At 37.6% G+C, this 15662-nt stretch carries 16 protein-coding genes and 1 pseudogene; 8 read left to right on the top strand and 9 right to left on the bottom strand.

The genetic code is table 11. From position 1 onward, the window contains the following. The first annotated feature begins 21 nt into the window (after positions 1-21). From D2C72_04505 to D2C72_04490, 4 genes and pseudogenes are all read left to right on the top strand, one after another. Positions 22-342, top strand: a complete 321-nt coding sequence (locus tag D2C72_04505; protein ID QEF43582.1) for a hypothetical protein — start codon at positions 22-24, stop codon at positions 340-342. 163 nt (positions 343-505) lie between these two features. Further along, on the top strand, positions 506-1105 hold the full coding sequence (locus D2C72_04500; GenBank protein ID QEF43581.1) for an IS607 family transposase: 600 nt from the start codon (positions 506-508) through the stop codon (positions 1103-1105). Continuing rightward, complete coding sequence (locus tag D2C72_04495; protein ID QEF43580.1) at positions 1102-2445, top strand: transposase; 1344 nt, start codon at positions 1102-1104, stop codon at positions 2443-2445. Before D2C72_04500 ends, D2C72_04495 begins: the two co-directional genes overlap by 4 nt. Positions 2446-2568: 123 nt before the next feature. Beyond that, positions 2569-2652: pseudogene (locus tag D2C72_04490) on the top strand (transposase). Between the two features lie 71 nt (positions 2653-2723). Here the strand turns inward: D2C72_04490 and D2C72_04485 are convergent. Further along, positions 2724-3470 carry an SPOR domain-containing protein gene (locus tag D2C72_04485; protein ID QEF43579.1) on the bottom strand — a complete coding sequence of 249 codons (747 nt, stop codon included), beginning with the start codon at positions 3468-3470 and terminating at the stop codon, positions 2724-2726. Between the two features lie 178 nt (positions 3471-3648). On the opposite strand from D2C72_04485, the gene D2C72_04480 reads away from it, so the two are divergent. The 3 genes from D2C72_04480 to D2C72_04470 are packed head-to-tail and all read left to right on the top strand — an operon-like array spanning position 3649 to position 5972. Next, positions 3649-3879: a DUF904 domain-containing protein gene (locus tag D2C72_04480; GenBank protein QEF43578.1), complete on the top strand. Its 231-nt coding sequence runs from the start codon at positions 3649-3651 to the stop codon at positions 3877-3879. Positions 3880-3891: 12 nt separating this feature from the next. Further along, a complete protein-coding gene (locus tag D2C72_04475; GenBank protein QEF43577.1) occupies positions 3892-4128 on the top strand; it encodes a hypothetical protein in 237 nt (78 codons plus the stop codon). Then, complete coding sequence (locus tag D2C72_04470) at positions 4113-5972, top strand: primosomal protein N' (protein ID QEF43576.1); 1860 nt, start codon at positions 4113-4115, stop codon at positions 5970-5972. Before D2C72_04475 ends, D2C72_04470 begins: the two co-directional genes overlap by 16 nt. 58 nt (positions 5973-6030) lie before the next feature. On the opposite strand, the gene cmoA is transcribed toward D2C72_04470, so the two are convergent. Further along, positions 6031-6762, bottom strand: a complete 732-nt coding sequence (cmoA, locus tag D2C72_04465; protein ID QEF43575.1) for a carboxy-S-adenosyl-L-methionine synthase CmoA — start codon at positions 6760-6762, stop codon at positions 6031-6033. A 51-nt stretch (positions 6763-6813) separates the two neighbouring features. Further along, positions 6814-7455 carry a superoxide dismutase gene (locus tag D2C72_04460; protein ID QEF43574.1) on the bottom strand — a complete coding sequence of 214 codons (642 nt, stop codon included), beginning with the start codon at positions 7453-7455 and terminating at the stop codon, positions 6814-6816. A 223-nt stretch (positions 7456-7678) separates the two neighbouring features. On the opposite strand from D2C72_04460, the gene D2C72_04455 reads away from it, so the two are divergent. Beyond that, positions 7679-8179, top strand: coding sequence for a thiol peroxidase (locus D2C72_04455; protein ID QEF43573.1), 501 nt, complete (start codon positions 7679-7681; stop codon positions 8177-8179). Positions 8180-8434: 255 nt separating this feature from the next. Here D2C72_04455 and D2C72_04450 read toward each other — a convergent pair whose 3' ends face one another. Genes D2C72_04450 through D2C72_04425 form a run of 6 tightly spaced genes read right to left on the bottom strand, consistent with a single transcriptional unit; the run spans position 8435 to position 15654 of the window. Then, on the bottom strand, positions 8435-8932 hold the full coding sequence (locus tag D2C72_04450) for a chemotaxis protein CheW (GenBank protein QEF43572.1): 498 nt from the start codon (positions 8930-8932) through the stop codon (positions 8435-8437). Further along, positions 8929-11367, bottom strand: a complete 2439-nt coding sequence (locus D2C72_04445) for a hybrid sensor histidine kinase/response regulator (protein QEF43571.1) — start codon at positions 11365-11367, stop codon at positions 8929-8931. The genes D2C72_04450 and D2C72_04445 overlap by 4 nt, the downstream gene beginning before the upstream one ends. A 56-nt stretch (positions 11368-11423) precedes the next feature. Beyond that, positions 11424-12362: a chemotaxis signal transduction protein CheV gene (locus tag D2C72_04440; GenBank protein ID QEF43570.1), complete on the bottom strand. Its 939-nt coding sequence runs from the start codon at positions 12360-12362 to the stop codon at positions 11424-11426. A gap of 3 nt (positions 12363-12365) precedes the next feature. Then, a complete protein-coding gene (locus D2C72_04435) occupies positions 12366-13124 on the bottom strand; it encodes a UDP-2,3-diacylglucosamine diphosphatase (GenBank protein QEF43569.1) in 759 nt (252 codons plus the stop codon). A gap of 1 nt (position 13125) precedes the next feature. Further along, positions 13126-13794, bottom strand: a complete 669-nt coding sequence (locus tag D2C72_04430) for a YggS family pyridoxal phosphate-dependent enzyme (GenBank protein ID QEF43568.1) — start codon at positions 13792-13794, stop codon at positions 13126-13128. 9 nt (positions 13795-13803) lie between these two features. Further along, positions 13804-15654 (bottom strand): menaquinone biosynthesis decarboxylase, encoded by a 1851-nt coding sequence (locus D2C72_04425; protein QEF43567.1) that lies wholly within the window; start codon positions 15652-15654, stop codon positions 13804-13806. Between the last annotated feature and the right edge of the window lie 8 nt (positions 15655-15662).

Below are 15662 nucleotides of genomic sequence, written 5' to 3'. Positions count from 1 at the left end.
GCATTATTATACGAGGCCCCCTTGTTTTTTAAGGCTTTAATTGAGTGGGATTGTCAGCGCTTTACTTTTAATTCTAAATTTATCAGCCCTACTATTATCAATTATAAGCAGGTTAGAAGCGGAGCAGACCATAGAATTAAAATGCTATTAGAAGCCTTAATCGACCACGATTACGCACGCATTCTTTCATTTAACGACCTAGAAATGAACACGCTAACTATCCTCACCCATTACGACAGAGAAACAAAGCAATTCCGCATCCCTTTAGAAGTCGCCAAAGAGCATTATTTACTTATGGATAACCTAGATTTTTTAACAGAGAATGGTATTATCATAGAATAATTTAAGCAAGCATTAAGCTAAATTATATTATAATTATATTGCTTGAAAGGAATAGAAACTTTTAAGACAAAAAAACAAAGGAGCATCTAACTAATACAAAAAACATTGACAAATATAACTAATTTATGATAAAATAGCCACATAATTAAATTAAGGAAAGCTTGTGTATTCGCCTGCTAAGTTTGCTAGTATGATAGGTAAATCTGTTAGGACTTTACAACGATGGGATTTAGAGGGTGTTTTTGTCGCTCATCGTAATCAAAAAAATAGGCGTTTTTACACGCATGATCAATACTTAGAATATCTAGGTATTAAAGCTAGTGAAGATAAAGCAAAGATAGTGGTTTATGCTAGAGTGTCTAGCGCTAATCAAAAACAAGATTTGCAAAATCAAATTGAAGCCTTAGAAAAATTTTGTCTTGCCAATGGCTATGCGGTGAGTGAATGGTGTAATGAGATAGGGAGTGGGTTAAACTATAAGAGAAAGATTTTTAACCGAATTTTGGAAGAAATTGAAATGGGAAAAATCTCTAAATTGGTTATCGCTCATAAAGATAGGTTTGTGCGTTTTGGTTTTGAATATTTTGAAAGCTTTGCTCAAACTCATGGCTGTGAAATTATTATAATGAATCAGATCTCTTTAAGCCCTGAAGCTGAGATGACACAAGATTTATTGAGCATTATCCATTGTTTTAGTTCTAGGCTTTATGGCTTAAGAAAATACAACAAAGAAATTAAAGAACATCTTAAAAATCAAGAATGATGCTAGTTACAAGAATACTCTATGCCAAAAATATCAATAAAGGTAAGTTAAAAGCGTTAAACGAACAAGCCCAAATTTTAGGAAAATTGCGTTCTCAAATATGGCAAGAATATGGGGCTTTAAAATGTTTGAATACGAGCGATAGAAAAATTAGAGATTTATGGGTTAAGGAAAAAAGGGAATTTAAAGTTTTAGCTAACGCTTGGAAAGAGACTTTAAGAGATAGCTTCAATAACATCAAGCTCTATTTGGAAGCGGCTAAAACTTCTATTAAAAAAGACATATTCAAACACTATAAAACCAAAGAAGAGCAAAAAGAAGCCTTTATCCAATTAAAAAAAGATGAATGGCTAAAAGATCATTTTTTACACAGAAAAATGAGAAAAGCTTTCAAGCATGGTAAAAATTCTGTTTTCAATCAAATCATTGTCCGCAGCGATGACTACAAAGTTTTTGAATTGAACAATCAATGTTGGATCTCTATACCCTCTTTAATCAAAAACAAAAGGATTAAAATCCCTTTAAATACCACAATGGAATACAAACCTAGTGGCACTTTAAGACTGATTATAAAAAACAAGGTAGTGGAAGTTCATAGTTCTTATGAAAAAACAGATAATCGCACTTGTGGGAATGAAATAATAGGCATTGATAAGGGTTATAGTGAAGTCTTTGTAACAAGCACTAACGAATTTTTAGGGAAGGATTTAGGTAAAATCCTCACCCAATACAGCGACAAACTAAAAGTCAAATACCAACGAAGAAACAAGTTATTGGCGCTGATGAAAAAAGCTCAAAAAAACAATCAACTTGAAAAAGCTAATCGTATTTTTAAAAACAATCTAGGCAAAATTAAGCAAAACAAAGAAGATCATAAAGTCAAACAAAGATTAAAAACCCTTATTTACAACGCTTGCCATCAAGTAGTGGATAAGGCAAAGGTGGTTGTGTGTGAAGATTTAAAAGAAAACTTTTCAAAAAACACAAGCTATGGCAAAAACACTAACAGAAGACTCAATTCTTGGGTTAAAGGTTTAATAGCAGACGCTTTAAAAAATGTAATAGCGTGCAGAGGTTCTGCATTGCATTTAGTCAATCCTGCATACACTTCGCAATGCGATAGCTTTTGTAACAACCTTTTATTAGGGCGTCGCAAAAGCAATACTTTTTACCTATTTAATGGGGGAACTATTCAGGCTGACTATAATGCTGCTAGAAACATTTTAGCGAGATACTTTGACAAAGAAATTAAAAAGAATACACCTTTTAATGCGGTTAAAGAAATCTTACTAAAACGGACTGATAGCTATCGCTTGACTACTGTGCAAGCAAGGCTTTAGTTGCAAATGAAAAACTTCATTTATCAACAAAGTGCGAATTACTTTAATACATGGGCATTTGTCTATGTTTTAAGGAACAGCGAACATGGAAGCTACACAACAAGAGCCTATTTTTGATAATAAGACCATATTTTAAGCAAAGGGTTAAGTCTTTTTGGGGTAGGAAATATCCATGCAGACTTTAAAGAACAAAGCCTTTCGTGTTAGTGTCCATTAGGGCGCTTTAGTTAGGAAGCTCCTTGCTTTAGCAAGGGGTGGTTTCACAAAATCCAATAAAACTATTTTTCCACCAACACGGGCTTATTTTTAAAGCTTTTAGTTGCATTTTCAAGCTGTTTTAGGGCTTCTTCTTTCGTTTTATAAGGGCCAATCAAATAATGCGTGAGGGAGTCTTTTTTCTTTATTTGGTAAGGGAAAGTTTTGAGCGTTTGCAAAAAATCCTTACTGGGCGCGTTCAAAAAAGCCCCAATTTGCAAGTAATACCCTTTAGGGACACTCGCATCTTTTAAGCTAGGTTTTACTAAGCTCTTTTTATTCTCGCTTTTAGGCGGTTCTTTTTTTAAGGGATGGGATTGATTAATAGCGGTCTCTTGCTTATGGGCTTTTTTGATTTTTCTTTTCACCTTTTTGCTTTCTTTATAAAAATCATATAAATCATGGATTCTTTGCTTCACATAAGCTTCATAGCAATTCCTATAAATCGGGCTACTTTCAATAGAAGCTTTAGGGCTTATTAACATAACCAACGCCACGCATTCTTCATGGGCGACTTTGAGCCATTCTTCTTCGCTTTGTTCTAGGATTTCTTTGATTTTAGGGAACTCATACTGCGTGCCTTTCCCCATATTTTCTAACATCTCTATAAGTTCTTCATGGACTTCATTGAGCCTTAATTGGATAGGGGGTAAATTTTTGGGCGTATTTTGAACGCTTTTAGGATCCGCTTTTTTATCCTCTAAACCAACAGCGTTTCTTAAAAAGAGGAAAACCAACAACAGAGTTATTTTTAATATACTTTTTTGCATTTACCACTCCTATGTCAAGCTTTCTATCTTGTTGCTTTATGGTAATCAAAAATACCAAATACCGCCATAAGAATTGTTTAAAACATGGGGTTTTAGTTACTTTATTTAAGGGGATAGGGGTATTTTGCGATAATTTAATAGCTTTGATATAATAACTTTTAAAAACCATGAAAGGCTTATGATGCAATCTTTAAGTTTATTAAACCAGTTGGGCGCTAAAATTGATGAGTTGATTGAAAAAATCCAAAAACAAGAAGAAGAGTTGAACGCTCTACGCCAAGCAAACACCACGCTGAATGCGCAAAATGAAGAAAAAGACATTCAAATCGCTATTTTATACGATGAATTGAGCGCTAAAGATAAGGGTATTCAAGGTCTTTATGACAAAATCTCTGATTTATTGTCATAAACCATTAAAAACATGTCTTTAGAAAACGATAGCTTAGAAATCACTTATTTGGGCAAACGCTATAAAATCTCTCTCAACAACACCTTTAGCGATGAGATGAAACGCACCCTAAAGGAGCGTTTCCATAACCAAGAATTAAACGCCTTAGAGCTTTTAAAGGATTATTTGCATGAAAGTTGTCAAAACGAGTATTTGCACAATGAACTCCAAAAGCTTTTAGAAAAAATCTCATCATGTTCTATCACTTGATCGCTCCTTTAAAAAATAAAACCCCTCCTTTAACTTACTTTTCTAAAGAGCGACACCTTAAAGGGGCGTTAGTCAATATCCCTTTAAGGAATAAAACGCTTTTGGGCGTCGTTCTTGAAGAAGTTTCAAAACCCTCTTTTGAATGCCTAGAGCTAGAAAAAACCCCTTATTTTTTACTCCCTTTTCAAATGGAGCTCGCTATTTTTATCGCTCAATATTACTCGGCTAATCTTTCTTCAGTCTTAAGCCTTTTTGCCCCTTTTAAAGAATGCGATTTAGTGGGGTTAGAAAAAATTGAGCCTGTTCTTAATATATTAAGCCAAACGCAAACCAACGCTTTAAAAGAATTGCAAAAACATCCAGCAAGCTTGCTCTTTGGCGATACGGGTAGCGGTAAAACCGAGATTTATATGCATTCAATCGCTCAAATTTTAGAGCAAGAAAAAAGCGCTTTATTGTTAGTGCCAGAAATCGCCCTCACCCCTCAAATGCAACAACGCCTTAAAAGGGTCTTTAAAGAAAATTTAGGCTTGTGGCATAGCAAACTCTCTCAAAATCAAAAAAAGCAATTTTTAGAAAAGCTTTATTCGCAAGAAATCAAATTAGTGGTAGGCACACGAAGCGCGTTGTTTTTACCCCTTAAAGAGCTGGGTTTAATCATTGTAGATGAAGAGCATGACTTTTCTTATAAATCCCATCAAAGCCCTATGTATAATGCTAGGGATTTATGCTTGTATTTATCCCATAAATTCCCTATTCAAGTGATTTTAGGCTCTGCTACGCCAAGTTTGAGTAGTTATAAACGCTTTAAAGATAAGGCTTTAGTGCGTTTAAAGGGGCGCTACACCCCCACGCAAAAAAACATTATTTTTGAAAAAACCGAGCGTTTTATCACGCCCAAACTCCTAGAAGCGCTGCAACAAGTGATAGACAAAAACGAGCAAGCCATTATTTTTGTGCCTACAAGGGCTAATTTTAAAACCTTGCTGTGCCAAAATTGCTACAAAAGCGTTCAATGCCCCTTTTGCAGCGTGAATATGAGTTTGCATTTAAAAACCAACAAACTCATGTGCCATTATTGCCATTTTTCAAGCCCTATCCCTAAAATTTGCAACGCATGCCAAAGCGAAGTTTTAGTGGGTAAAAGGATAGGCACCATGCAAGTGTTGAACGAGTTAGAAGGCCTTTTGAAAGGCGCTAAAATAGCGATCTTAGATAAAGATCACACCAGCACGCCCAAAAAACTCCACAATATTTTAAACGATTTCAACGCTCAAAAAACCAATATCTTAATCGGCACTCAAATGATAAGCAAGGGGCATGATTACGCTAAAGTGAGTTTAGCGGTTGTTTTAGGCATAGACAATATCATCAAATCCAATAGTTATAGGGCTTTAGAAGAAGGCGTGTCGTTACTCTATCAAATCGCTGGGAGGAGCGCTAGGCAAATTTCTGGCCAAGTGTTCATTCAAAGCACCGAAACCGATCTATTAAAAAATTTCTTAGAAGATTATGAAGATTTTTTACAATACGAATTGCAAGAAAGGTGCGAACTCTACCCGCCTTTTTCAAGGCTGTGTTTGTTGGAGTTTAAGCATAAAAACGAAGAAAAGGCCCAACAATTGAGCCTAAAAGCCTCTCAAACCCTTTCTTTGTGTTTAGAAAAGGGCGTAACGCTCTCCAGCTTTAAAGCCCCCATTGAAAAAATCGCCTCTTCTTACCGCTACCTGATTTTATTGCGTTCCAAAAACCCTTTAAGCCTAATCAAAAGCGTGCATGCGTTTTTAAAAACCGCCCCTAATATCCCTTGCAGCGTAAACATGGATCCTATGGATATTTTTTAAAAACTCATGTTTTATATATTATTTAAAAAACTCAAGCTTTCTATATTCTTTAAAAAACTCAAGTTTTTCTGGCGACTAACAGCGTGAAATTCACCCATTTAAACACCGCTTCCACATGCTTAAACCCCACGCTTTCTAAAAGCGCGATATTTTCTTTTAGACTATAAGGCACAAGCACATTTTCTAACGCTTCCCTTTTGAAAGCGATTTCATTGTGGCTATAGCCTTGATTTTGTTTATAAAGGTAGTATAGCTCTATCATTTGCTTGTCCAATATCCGATCTTCGCTCATGATCTTTTCGCCCACCAATAAAACCCCATTCAACGCAAGGCTGTTATAAATCTTTTTGAGCAACACCTCTCTTTGCATGGGGCGGACAAATTGCAACACAAAAAGCAATGAAAACGCGCTCGCTTCTCTAAACTCAACCTCTAAAAAATCCATGCATTCAAAACGGGCATTGTTAAAATCTTTTAATTTTTCTTGCGCTTTTTTGAGCATGGGCATGGAATTGTCAATCCCTACAAGCTCAATATCTTGTTGGATTTGTTGGTTAAGCGCAATAAAAAAGTTTCCGGTAGAACAACCTAAATCATAAATCAAGGGCTTAGGCAAGGGCTTAGCATTGAGATTTTCTTTTAAATTTTGAGCGATAAAATACGCCCCCAAATCCAACATTTCATGATAGTAAGGAATGGAACGCTCCAGCATGTCATCAAAAACATGGGCGACTTTCTCATCAAAACAAAAGCGTTTGTTTAGGGATTGATTAAACAGAGTGTCTTTCATTCAAAAAAGAAGCGTGGTTTAAAAATCTTTAAACCACAATAGCCGTAACGCTTAAGCTTTTTTATGCACCAACTCATTGATGTAATAATCCACTGAGCCTAAGCCTTCTTTTTTCGCCCACTCATAGCATTGAGAAACAAAATGCCAATTGATATGCCCATAGAATTTTTCCAAATACACAGGGCGCGCGTTTTTGTGATCAATGTAATAAGCATGCTCCCACACATCTACCACTAAAAGCGGCACTTTTTTATCCGTAACCGGGGTTTGTGCGTTGCTGGTTTGAATGATTTCAATTTTTTGAGTGTCTAAATTATACGCTGCCCAATTCCAACCAGAGCCAAACAGAGTGGTCGCACTCTTAATGAAGTCTTCTTTAAATTTTTCTAGTGAGCCAAAATCTTTTTCTAAAGCCCCTTTTAACTCATCGCTTAAAGCAGTCGCTTTGGGGCTTAGGCAATCCCAATAAAAATCGTGGTTATAAATTTGAGCGGCGTTATTAAACACGCCTCCGCTAGATTTTGTCAAAATAGCGAACAAAGAACTTTTCTCAAAATCCGTGCCTTTGATTAAGTTATTCAAATTATTCACATAAGCTTGATGGTGTTTCCCATGGTGGAAATCAAACGCTACAGGGCTTAAAAAATCTCCCATGCTGTCTTTAGCAAAAGGCAACTCTCGTAATGTAAACATGTTTTCTCCTTGTGATCAGATAGCCGTATTGTAATCATTTTTTAATACTTTTTGGTAAATTTTTTCTTAAAAATGGATCGTTATGCAAATTTTGTAGATTTTAAGGGGTTTTTTAAAATGAAAACGACTTTTTAAACAAATTCTTTCTAAATTTTTTAAAAGTTAATTTTAATTGACTATTATTCTAACGCAATATAGCAATTCAATTAGAAAGGATTTAACCATGCAAAAAGTTACTTTTAAAGAAGAGACATACCAATTAGAAGGGAAAGCCTTAAAAGTGGGCGATAAAGCCCCTGATGTGAAATTGGTCAATGGCGATTTGCAAGAAGTCAGTTTATTGAAGCCAGGCGTGCGTTTTCAAGTCGTTAGCGCGCTTCCTAGTTTAACTGGATCGGTTTGTTTGCTCCAAGCCAAACACTTCAATGAGCAAGCTAGCAAATTGCCTTCTGTGAGTTTTAGCGTTATTTCTATGGACTTACCTTTTTCTCAAGGACAAATTTGCGGCACTGAAGGCATTAAGGACTTAAGAATCTTAAGCGATTTTAGGTATAAGGCTTTTGGGGAAAATTACGGCGTGCTGTTAGGCAAAGGCTCTTTGCAAGGCTTACTCGCTCGATCAGTGTTTGTTCTTGATGATAAGGGAGTGGTTATCTATAAAGAAATCGTTCAAAACATTTTAGAAGAGCCTGATTATGAAGCGCTTTTAAAAGTGTTGGAATAGGAAATCCTTAAAAGGAGGGGGCTACAATCTAGTAAGTCTCAATGCAAAAGCCCCACTTGTTAAAAAGTGTTGGCAACAAAGACTAAAAATAAGGGGTTCTTTTTAATCCGTTTAAAAAAGTTTCACGCTGTTTTTAAAAGAAAAGATTAAAAAAGATCCTATTTTAATCAAACATTATCGCTTGATTTTAATCAAGCTTTTTAACGGAATAAGTCTTTCTCAAAGCCCATAGGGGCTATGGATAAACTAAAATTTTTAGAAGTCTTTCTTTAAGATTTCTTCCACTCTTAAAATGGTTACGAGTCTATCGTTTTGTTTCCCAATGCCATAAGTTAAATTATTGTTATCGCTCAAAGTCTCTGGCACCGGATCAATATCCGTTTGCTTGATGCGAATGGCTTCAGTTAAGCGATCAATGAAAAACCCAGCGATCTGATCGTTATGGCGCACCACCAAATAACGAGTGTCTTTGTTTTGCTTTTCAGCTTTCAACCCGAATTTTAAACGCAGGCTAATCAACGGGAAGACATTACCCCTTAAGTTGAACACGCCAAGCACATAGTTTGGGGTTTCAGGGACTCGCGTGTAACCAATGGGTTTGACGATTTCTAAAATATTCAAAATGGGAATGGCGTATTCTTCATCGCCAATAATAAAGCCAATGAATTGCAAAACCTCTTCATTGTCTTCTTGTTTAGAGCCTGCACTAGCTTCTTTTTGTCTTTCAAATAAATCTTTTAATTGGTTGCTCACGATTGGTCTCCTTCTAATTTAATACTGCGCTTCACTACGGTGGTTAAATACTCACCGCTATAAGGTTTGGTGATGTATTCAGTCATGCCGGATTCAACGCCGCGCATCCTATCGGTTTTAGTTACCCGACTGGTTACTGCGATCAAAGGCAGGTTTTTAAATTTATTGTATTTACGCACTTCAGAAGCGAAAGTGTAGCCGTCCATTTTAGGCATTTCAATATCCACTAAAATAGCGTCCGGAATCTTATCGCCATTTTTAAGCATTTCTAAGCCTTCTAACCCGTTAGTGGCTTCTAAAAGCGTGATGCCTAATGGTTTTAAACATTTGCGGATAATCGCTCTGTCCGTGCTGCTGTCATCAATCGCTAAGACAATATAATCGCTAGGAGAATTTTTGCTCTTGGTGTTTTCGGATTCATTCATCAAGGTAGCGATATTGACCTTGATGCTTTTTGCCATATCCATCATCGCCCCCACATCTACAATAAGGGTGATTTTCCCATCGCCTCTCACCGTAGCGCCGGCAATGCCTCTAGTGTTTTTAAGGTAGTAACCTAAAGATTTAATGACCACTTCTTCTTGACCGATCAAATAATCCACGATCACGCCAATTTTTTGATCGGCTAAGCCAATGATGACCACATACACATCTGATTTGGATTCCAAAATAGCATCCACTTTAAAAATATCAGAAAGGCGCACCAAAGAAAGCACCTCATCTCTCAAGCGCAACACGCTCTTGCCATCAACGGTGTAGATTTCATCCTGGCTGATGCGCACGGTTTCTAAAACTGAAGAAAGCGGGATAGCGTAATATTCTTCTTGAACGCCCACGAGTAAAGCTTGAATGATAGCCAAAGTGAGAGGGATTTTAAGCTTTTGAGTCGTGCCTACCCCCACTTCTGAATCAATTTCAATGATCCCATTGAGCTTTTCAATATTGGTTTTCACCACATCCATGCCCACGCCTCTGCCTGAGACATTGGAAACGACTTTTGCGGTAGAAAAGCCTGGCTTGAAAATGAGATTAAACGCTTCCCTATCGCTCATGCCTTCAGCGTCTCTTTCGCTAATCACCCCTTTTTCAATCGCTTTTTCTTTAAGCATCACAGGATCTAATCCCTTGCCATCATCAGAGATTTTGATCACAATGTGATTGCCCTCATTATACGCGCTCAATTGCACTTTACCGGTTTCAGGCTTGTTAAGCCTTCTTCTTTCTTCTAAAGGCTCAATCCCATGATCGCATGAGTTGCGGATAATGTGAATGAGCGGATCGCCAATCTCTTCTACAATGGATTTGTCTAATTCGGTTTCTTCGCCCTCAATGATTAATTCAATGCTCTTGCCTAATTCCCGGCTCAAATCCCTTACCATGCGAGGGAATTTATTGAACACTTTGCCCACTGGTTGCATCCGGGTTTTCATCACCGCAAGCTGCAAGTCTGTCGTTACCGCTGAAATAGAAGAAACCACCTGGTTTAATTCCTCTAAAAACTTTTCCCCATCATAGCGTTCTTCCACATCGCTATAAATCCTGATCAAGCGATTCTTTCCTAAAACAAGCTCACCGATTAGATTCATTAAGTGATCCAAGCGGCGCACATCCACTCTAACGGTTTGCTCCACGCCAATAGAGGGGGCTTTATTTTCTTCAGTATCGGCTTTAGCCTTAGCTTTAGTTTCTGTTTTAGGGGCTTTTTGGGTTTCTGTTTTGGGGTCTTCTTTTGTTGGGGTAACTTCTTGTTTAGGTTTGGCTTGATCTTCTTGTTTTTTTTGGGCTCTTCGTTCTTTATCGGCCTCTTGGCGCTTGTTAAGCAGGCGTTCAATTTCCGCTTCCACTTCTTCAGCGCTCATGTTAGCATAATCCAAATCCGGCTCATCGGCTAGCGGGTTATCGCTTGCGGGATTTTCTGCAGTAGGGGTTTTTGCCTTGTTTTCTTTATTTTCTTCTTTCGCTTTTTCTTTAATTTCTTCTTTCGCTTCTTCTTTTGGGGTTTCTTTAGCCCCTAAAGTTTCTTTAGCGCCCTCTAGATTTTGGCTTGTGATAGCTTGAAGCTGTTTGACCGCTTCTTCAATCTCGTTTTCCTTGCCGTTATTAGTATCTGATCCGGTATCTCTAATCGTTACGAGTAAGGTTTTCATCAAATCAATGGAGCGCAACACGACATCCATAATATCCGGCGTGATTTTAATTTCGCCCTTTCTGGCACGATTTAAGACATCTTCCATGTTGTGCGTGAGGTGCGTGAGGATATTAAGATTCAAAAACGAGCTAGAGCCTTTAATGGTGTGGGCGACTCTAAAAATGCGATTGAGCAAGTCCAAATCTTCAGGGTTATGCTCTAATTCCACTAAATCCTGATCCAACTGCTCGTTCATTTCAAAGGCTTCAATCAAAAAGTCTTCCATTATTTCTTGCAAATCATCCATTTAAAACCCCTTTTTAGCGTTTGAGATAAGAGTATTTTACAATTTTATAAAAAGAATTACGCATTCTTGTCTAAAATCTTAGAAATTTCTTCGGTGAATTTCTCTGCGTCAAACTTGACTAAATACGCTACAGCCCCCATTTCTTTAGCCCTTTCAGCGCTGTAATTATCGCAAATAGAAGAATTAAAAATCACAGGAATATAAGCAAACCTAGGGTCTTTTTGGAGCTTGAATAAGAAATGATAGCCATCCATTTTAGGCATTTCAACATCTGAAATAATGAATTTCAAATGCTTTCTCAAATCGTCCCCGTATTTTTTGAATAACATTTCTAATTTGTTCAACCCGTCTTCCCCATCCACAGCTTCCGTGATGCTAAAACCCAATTTACTCAAATGGTTTTTTAAGGTTTTTCTCGCCGTTCTGCTATCGTCTAAAAACAACACTTCGCCTTCAAAATGCTGTTTGGGGGTGGCTTCCTTAGTGCTTTTAGCGTCTTCATTAAGCTTTAAATCGTCTAAAATGCTTTCTAAATCCAAAATGAGTAGGGTTTTGTCGTTTTCAATGCGCGTGGTACCGGTGATATTTTCTCTGTTGATACTATTAGAGGCGCTAAAGGATGCAGGCTCCACATCTTTCCAGCTAATGCGCCTGATACGCCTAGCCGAATGGACTAAAAAGCCCATTTTAATGTTGTTAAATTCAGTGATAATGACGATTTTTTCGTTTTCCTTGCTTTTATCCGGGACAATCCCTATCCATTTAGCCAAGTCTATAAGCGGAATGATCGTGGAGCGCAAATCAAACACGCCGATGATGTAATCTAGATTAGTGGGGTATTCAAAAAGGGTAGGCATGGGGATGATTTCTTGGACTTTAGCCACATTAATGCCATAAATCCCCTCATAAGGGACGCCCTCTTGCATGCCATAAATACGAAAATCCACGAGTTCTATCTCGCTTAGTTTTAAATCGTTAGCTGTTTTTTCTGCCATGATTTAGGCGTCCTTATCTTGAGATGGTTCTAAAATGCTTGATGATACCTTAAAAAGACTTTGTTCGTAATAAAAGGAAGGCAGTGGGCAATAAATCGGCGCATTCAAGGGGATTTTTACACCGCTTTTGAGATGAAAATGCCCCTCTATAATGCCGTCAATGCTATCAATGTTGAGATCTTTAATATAGTTTTGATAGGCTTTTAGGCGCTTTTCAATAAAAGATTGCAACTCTTTTGGCTCTAATTCCCAAAGGCGGATGGGTTTTTGATAGATGCGTTTTTTCAAAAAAGGGTATAAGGTTTTAAAACTTAATAAATTTAAAAAAGTTATAAAAAATCTGGCCCAAGTGGAAGTGAGTTGCGTGATGTAAAATTCATACGCTTTAGTGATGAATAAATCCCCATGGGCTAGTAAAAAGCGTTTGTTATCATGTTGGAATAATACGGGCTGGTTTTGGCGCTCAAAAACCACCACTTTAGAATTGAACACAAAACGCATGGAAAAATCATGATTGCCTTCAAAATAAAAGACTTGTGAAATTTCGCTTAACGCATGGATTAGATCAATGATTTTTTGCTGCTCTTTATCTAGGGGTAAATAGCCCACAAGAACATGGAAAATATCGCCCATGAAAAAGACTTGTGGGGGTTTGGCGCTTAAAAGTTCTTTAAGCGTATTGATCAAATGAGGGCTTTTAGGCAAAAAATGCGCATCAGAGATAAAAACAGCCCCACTTTTAAGCGCATAAGATTCTAGCATCTTACTCTTTAAATAAAAAAGAGCCAATCCTTAAAAGATTAGCCCCGCAAGCAATCGCCAATTCAAAATCATCGCTCATGCCCATTGAAAGAACGCTCGCATTCTTTAATCGGTCAAAAAGCTTTTTGGTGGTAATAAAGGATTTTTCAATTTCCTTTTCATCATCAGCATGAGCCCCTATACACATAAGCCCCTTAAGCTTGAGGTGCTTGCAAGTTTCACTGATTTGAGAATAAACTTCTAGCGTTTCTTCAGGCATTACCCCGCTTTTACTTTCCTCATACGCGCTATTAACCTGTAAAAGAGCGTTTAAATTGACGCCCAACATTTCGCAACGCTTTTCTATTTTCAAAGCGAGTTTTAAGGAGTCTAAAGAATGCAAAAGAGCGGGTTTTAAACTCAAAAGCGCATTGATTTTATTTTCTTGCAAAGAGCCTATCATGTGCCATTCAAGGGGTAAATGCTCTAAAGAATGCATTTTAATTTTTAAATCTTGAACTTTATTTTCTCCAAAAGCCCTTTGAGAGCAGTTATAGTAATGTTGAATGGCTTCTAAGGAAGCGTTTTTTGAAACAGCCACGATTTTTACAATGTGGTGCCTTGAATAGGCGATGCGAGCCTTTTCTATTTTTGCGATGAGGGTATCAATCCTTTGGCTATAATCTGTCATAGCTCTTCTTTATAGATCTTCTTTATGCGTGCTAAAAGAATGCGTGAGGTGGAATTTTTGATTTAAAGTTTCAAAATCTTTTAAAAGCCCTTTCTTTTTCAAACCCTCTATGACTTCCATGGAGCAATTGGTTTCTGTAGGCCATTCTCTAAAATGTTTATCCATAACGCCCTTATTGGTAGCGTCTATAAAAAAACAATGTTTAGAGGTAAGAATATCGCGTTGCGCATCAATGTTATTAACGATGCGCCATAACAGCATGTAAGGGTTGTTTAAATCGTTGCTGGTATGCTCTACAAAGATGACAATGCGTAAATATTCTTCAAAAGCGAGCAAATTTTTAGCCAATTCAATGACGCTTTTGTCTTTCTTTTCCACGCTGATTACGCAAATGGGGTTACGGGTGTGCGGGTAATATTGCTTCAAAAGAACGATATTTGGCATTTTATCTTGTAAAAGCGCCAATAAGGCGTTATCGTTTAAAAGCGTGGGGTGGGGGGTGTTGCTTTTAGAGGTCGCATCAATACCGAGTTTCCCCCCCATAGCGTATTCAGGGCTTGCATGATCTAAAGCGTCGCATATGCCTTGAGAGATGAGAATTTTTTCTTTAGAAAAATTTTCTAATACATACTCAATGATAGCGTTGGTATCTCTTAGATTGGGAGCGTCTTCATTGACAAAAATCGCATGTTTGACAAAACTCATCTGCCCCACACCCCAAAAAGCATGCATGACTTGTTTGGCATGAGCGTTATAGCGCGTGTGTATTTTGGCTAAAATCAAATTATGAAACACCCCATTTTCTGGCATATAATAATCTATCAGATTGGGGGCGTTCATTTGAAGCAAGGGCAAGAACAAACGCTCAGTCAAATACCCCATGTATTTGTCTTCTAAAGGGGGCTTACCCACCACAGTGGCTAAGTAAATGGAATCTTTTTTATAGCTAATGGTTTTGACTTCTAAAACAGGGTAAGACTCAATGGGGGTATAATAGCCAGTGTGATCCCCAAAAGGCCCTTCAAGCTCTAATTTTTCGCAATCCACAAACCCTTCTATCACAATATCACAATCCCTTGGCACGCTCAAAGAATTACTCAAGCATGGCATTACTTGCGCTTTTTTTCCTCTCATAAACCCATAGAGCATGAGTTCATAAACCCCATAAGGTAAGGGGGCTGTCGCGCACCATGTGTAGAGCAAATCCCCACCAATGGCGATACTGACAGGCATTTTGACTTTAGCCTTAGCGTATTCGTGGAAAAAGAGTTGGGAGTCTTTATGGATTTGCCAATGCAAGCCTAAATGGTTTTTATCATAAACTTGCAAACGATACATGCCCAAATTCTTTTTTTTATGATCCAGGCTTTGGGTATAGACTTGCCCCATAGTGATAAAAGCCCCGCCATCTTTTTCCCAAGTTTTTAAAACGGGTAGATCCCACAAATTGACTTCTTTGTCTTGCTTGATGATGAGATCTTTAGGGCGAGTGGTTTTTTTAGGGAAAATGTGTCTTAAATCCCATAAATCTTTTAAGACTTTCAAACTCTCAGTGAAATTTTTAGGAGCACTAAAGTGTAAGAACGCTTGCATGCGTTGCTGCAGGCTTTCTATGGGGGTTTTTAACAAAAGATCCAAGCGTTTGAAAGAACCAAAAGCGTTCATCAAAACCGGCATGTCAAAGGTTTTGATCTGGTCATGCTCTTTTCTTATGGGTTGCGTGAATAAAAGGGCTTTGCCTCCATTAGGTTTTTTCGCTTCTATATAGGCTAGATGAGCGATTTCCAAATCCACTTCAAGGGGGGTGTCAATGATCTCTAATTCATCATGCTTTTTTAAAAGCTTTAAAAAATCTCGCATCCAACTAC

Origin of the sequence: Helicobacter pylori (genome assembly GCA_008032955.1) — a bacterium.
Taxonomy (GTDB): Bacteria; Campylobacterota; Campylobacteria; order Campylobacterales; family Helicobacteraceae; genus Helicobacter; species Helicobacter pylori_DC.
This window is presented reverse-complemented; position numbering and strand designations above follow the sequence as displayed.

What these genes read in the sequence shown, in the direction of transcription:
- D2C72_04495 (QEF43580.1), top strand. Translation starts at nt 1,102, where the DNA reads ATGATGCTAGTTACAAGAATACTCTATGCCAAAAATATCAATAAAGGT.
- D2C72_04485 (QEF43579.1), bottom strand. Translation starts at nt 3,470, where the DNA reads ATGCAAAAAAGTATATTAAAAATAACTCTGTTGTTGGTTTTCCTCTTT.
- D2C72_04480 (QEF43578.1), top strand. Translation starts at nt 3,649, where the DNA reads ATGATGCAATCTTTAAGTTTATTAAACCAGTTGGGCGCTAAAATTGAT.
- D2C72_04475 (QEF43577.1), top strand. Translation starts at nt 3,892, where the DNA reads ATGTCTTTAGAAAACGATAGCTTAGAAATCACTTATTTGGGCAAACGC.
- D2C72_04470 (QEF43576.1), top strand. Translation starts at nt 4,113, where the DNA reads ATGTTCTATCACTTGATCGCTCCTTTAAAAAATAAAACCCCTCCTTTA.
- cmoA (QEF43575.1), bottom strand. Translation starts at nt 6,762, where the DNA reads ATGAAAGACACTCTGTTTAATCAATCCCTAAACAAACGCTTTTGTTTT.
- D2C72_04460 (QEF43574.1), bottom strand. Translation starts at nt 7,455, where the DNA reads ATGTTTACATTACGAGAGTTGCCTTTTGCTAAAGACAGCATGGGAGAT.
- D2C72_04455 (QEF43573.1), top strand. Translation starts at nt 7,679, where the DNA reads ATGCAAAAAGTTACTTTTAAAGAAGAGACATACCAATTAGAAGGGAAA.
- D2C72_04445 (QEF43571.1), bottom strand. Translation starts at nt 11,367, where the DNA reads ATGGATGATTTGCAAGAAATAATGGAAGACTTTTTGATTGAAGCCTTT.
- D2C72_04440 (QEF43570.1), bottom strand. Translation starts at nt 12,362, where the DNA reads ATGGCAGAAAAAACAGCTAACGATTTAAAACTAAGCGAGATAGAACTC.
- D2C72_04435 (QEF43569.1), bottom strand. Translation starts at nt 13,124, where the DNA reads ATGCTAGAATCTTATGCGCTTAAAAGTGGGGCTGTTTTTATCTCTGAT.
- D2C72_04430 (QEF43568.1), bottom strand. Translation starts at nt 13,794, where the DNA reads ATGACAGATTATAGCCAAAGGATTGATACCCTCATCGCAAAAATAGAA.
- D2C72_04425 (QEF43567.1), bottom strand. Translation starts at nt 15,654, where the DNA reads ATGCGAGATTTTTTAAAGCTTTTAAAAAAGCATGATGAATTAGAGATC.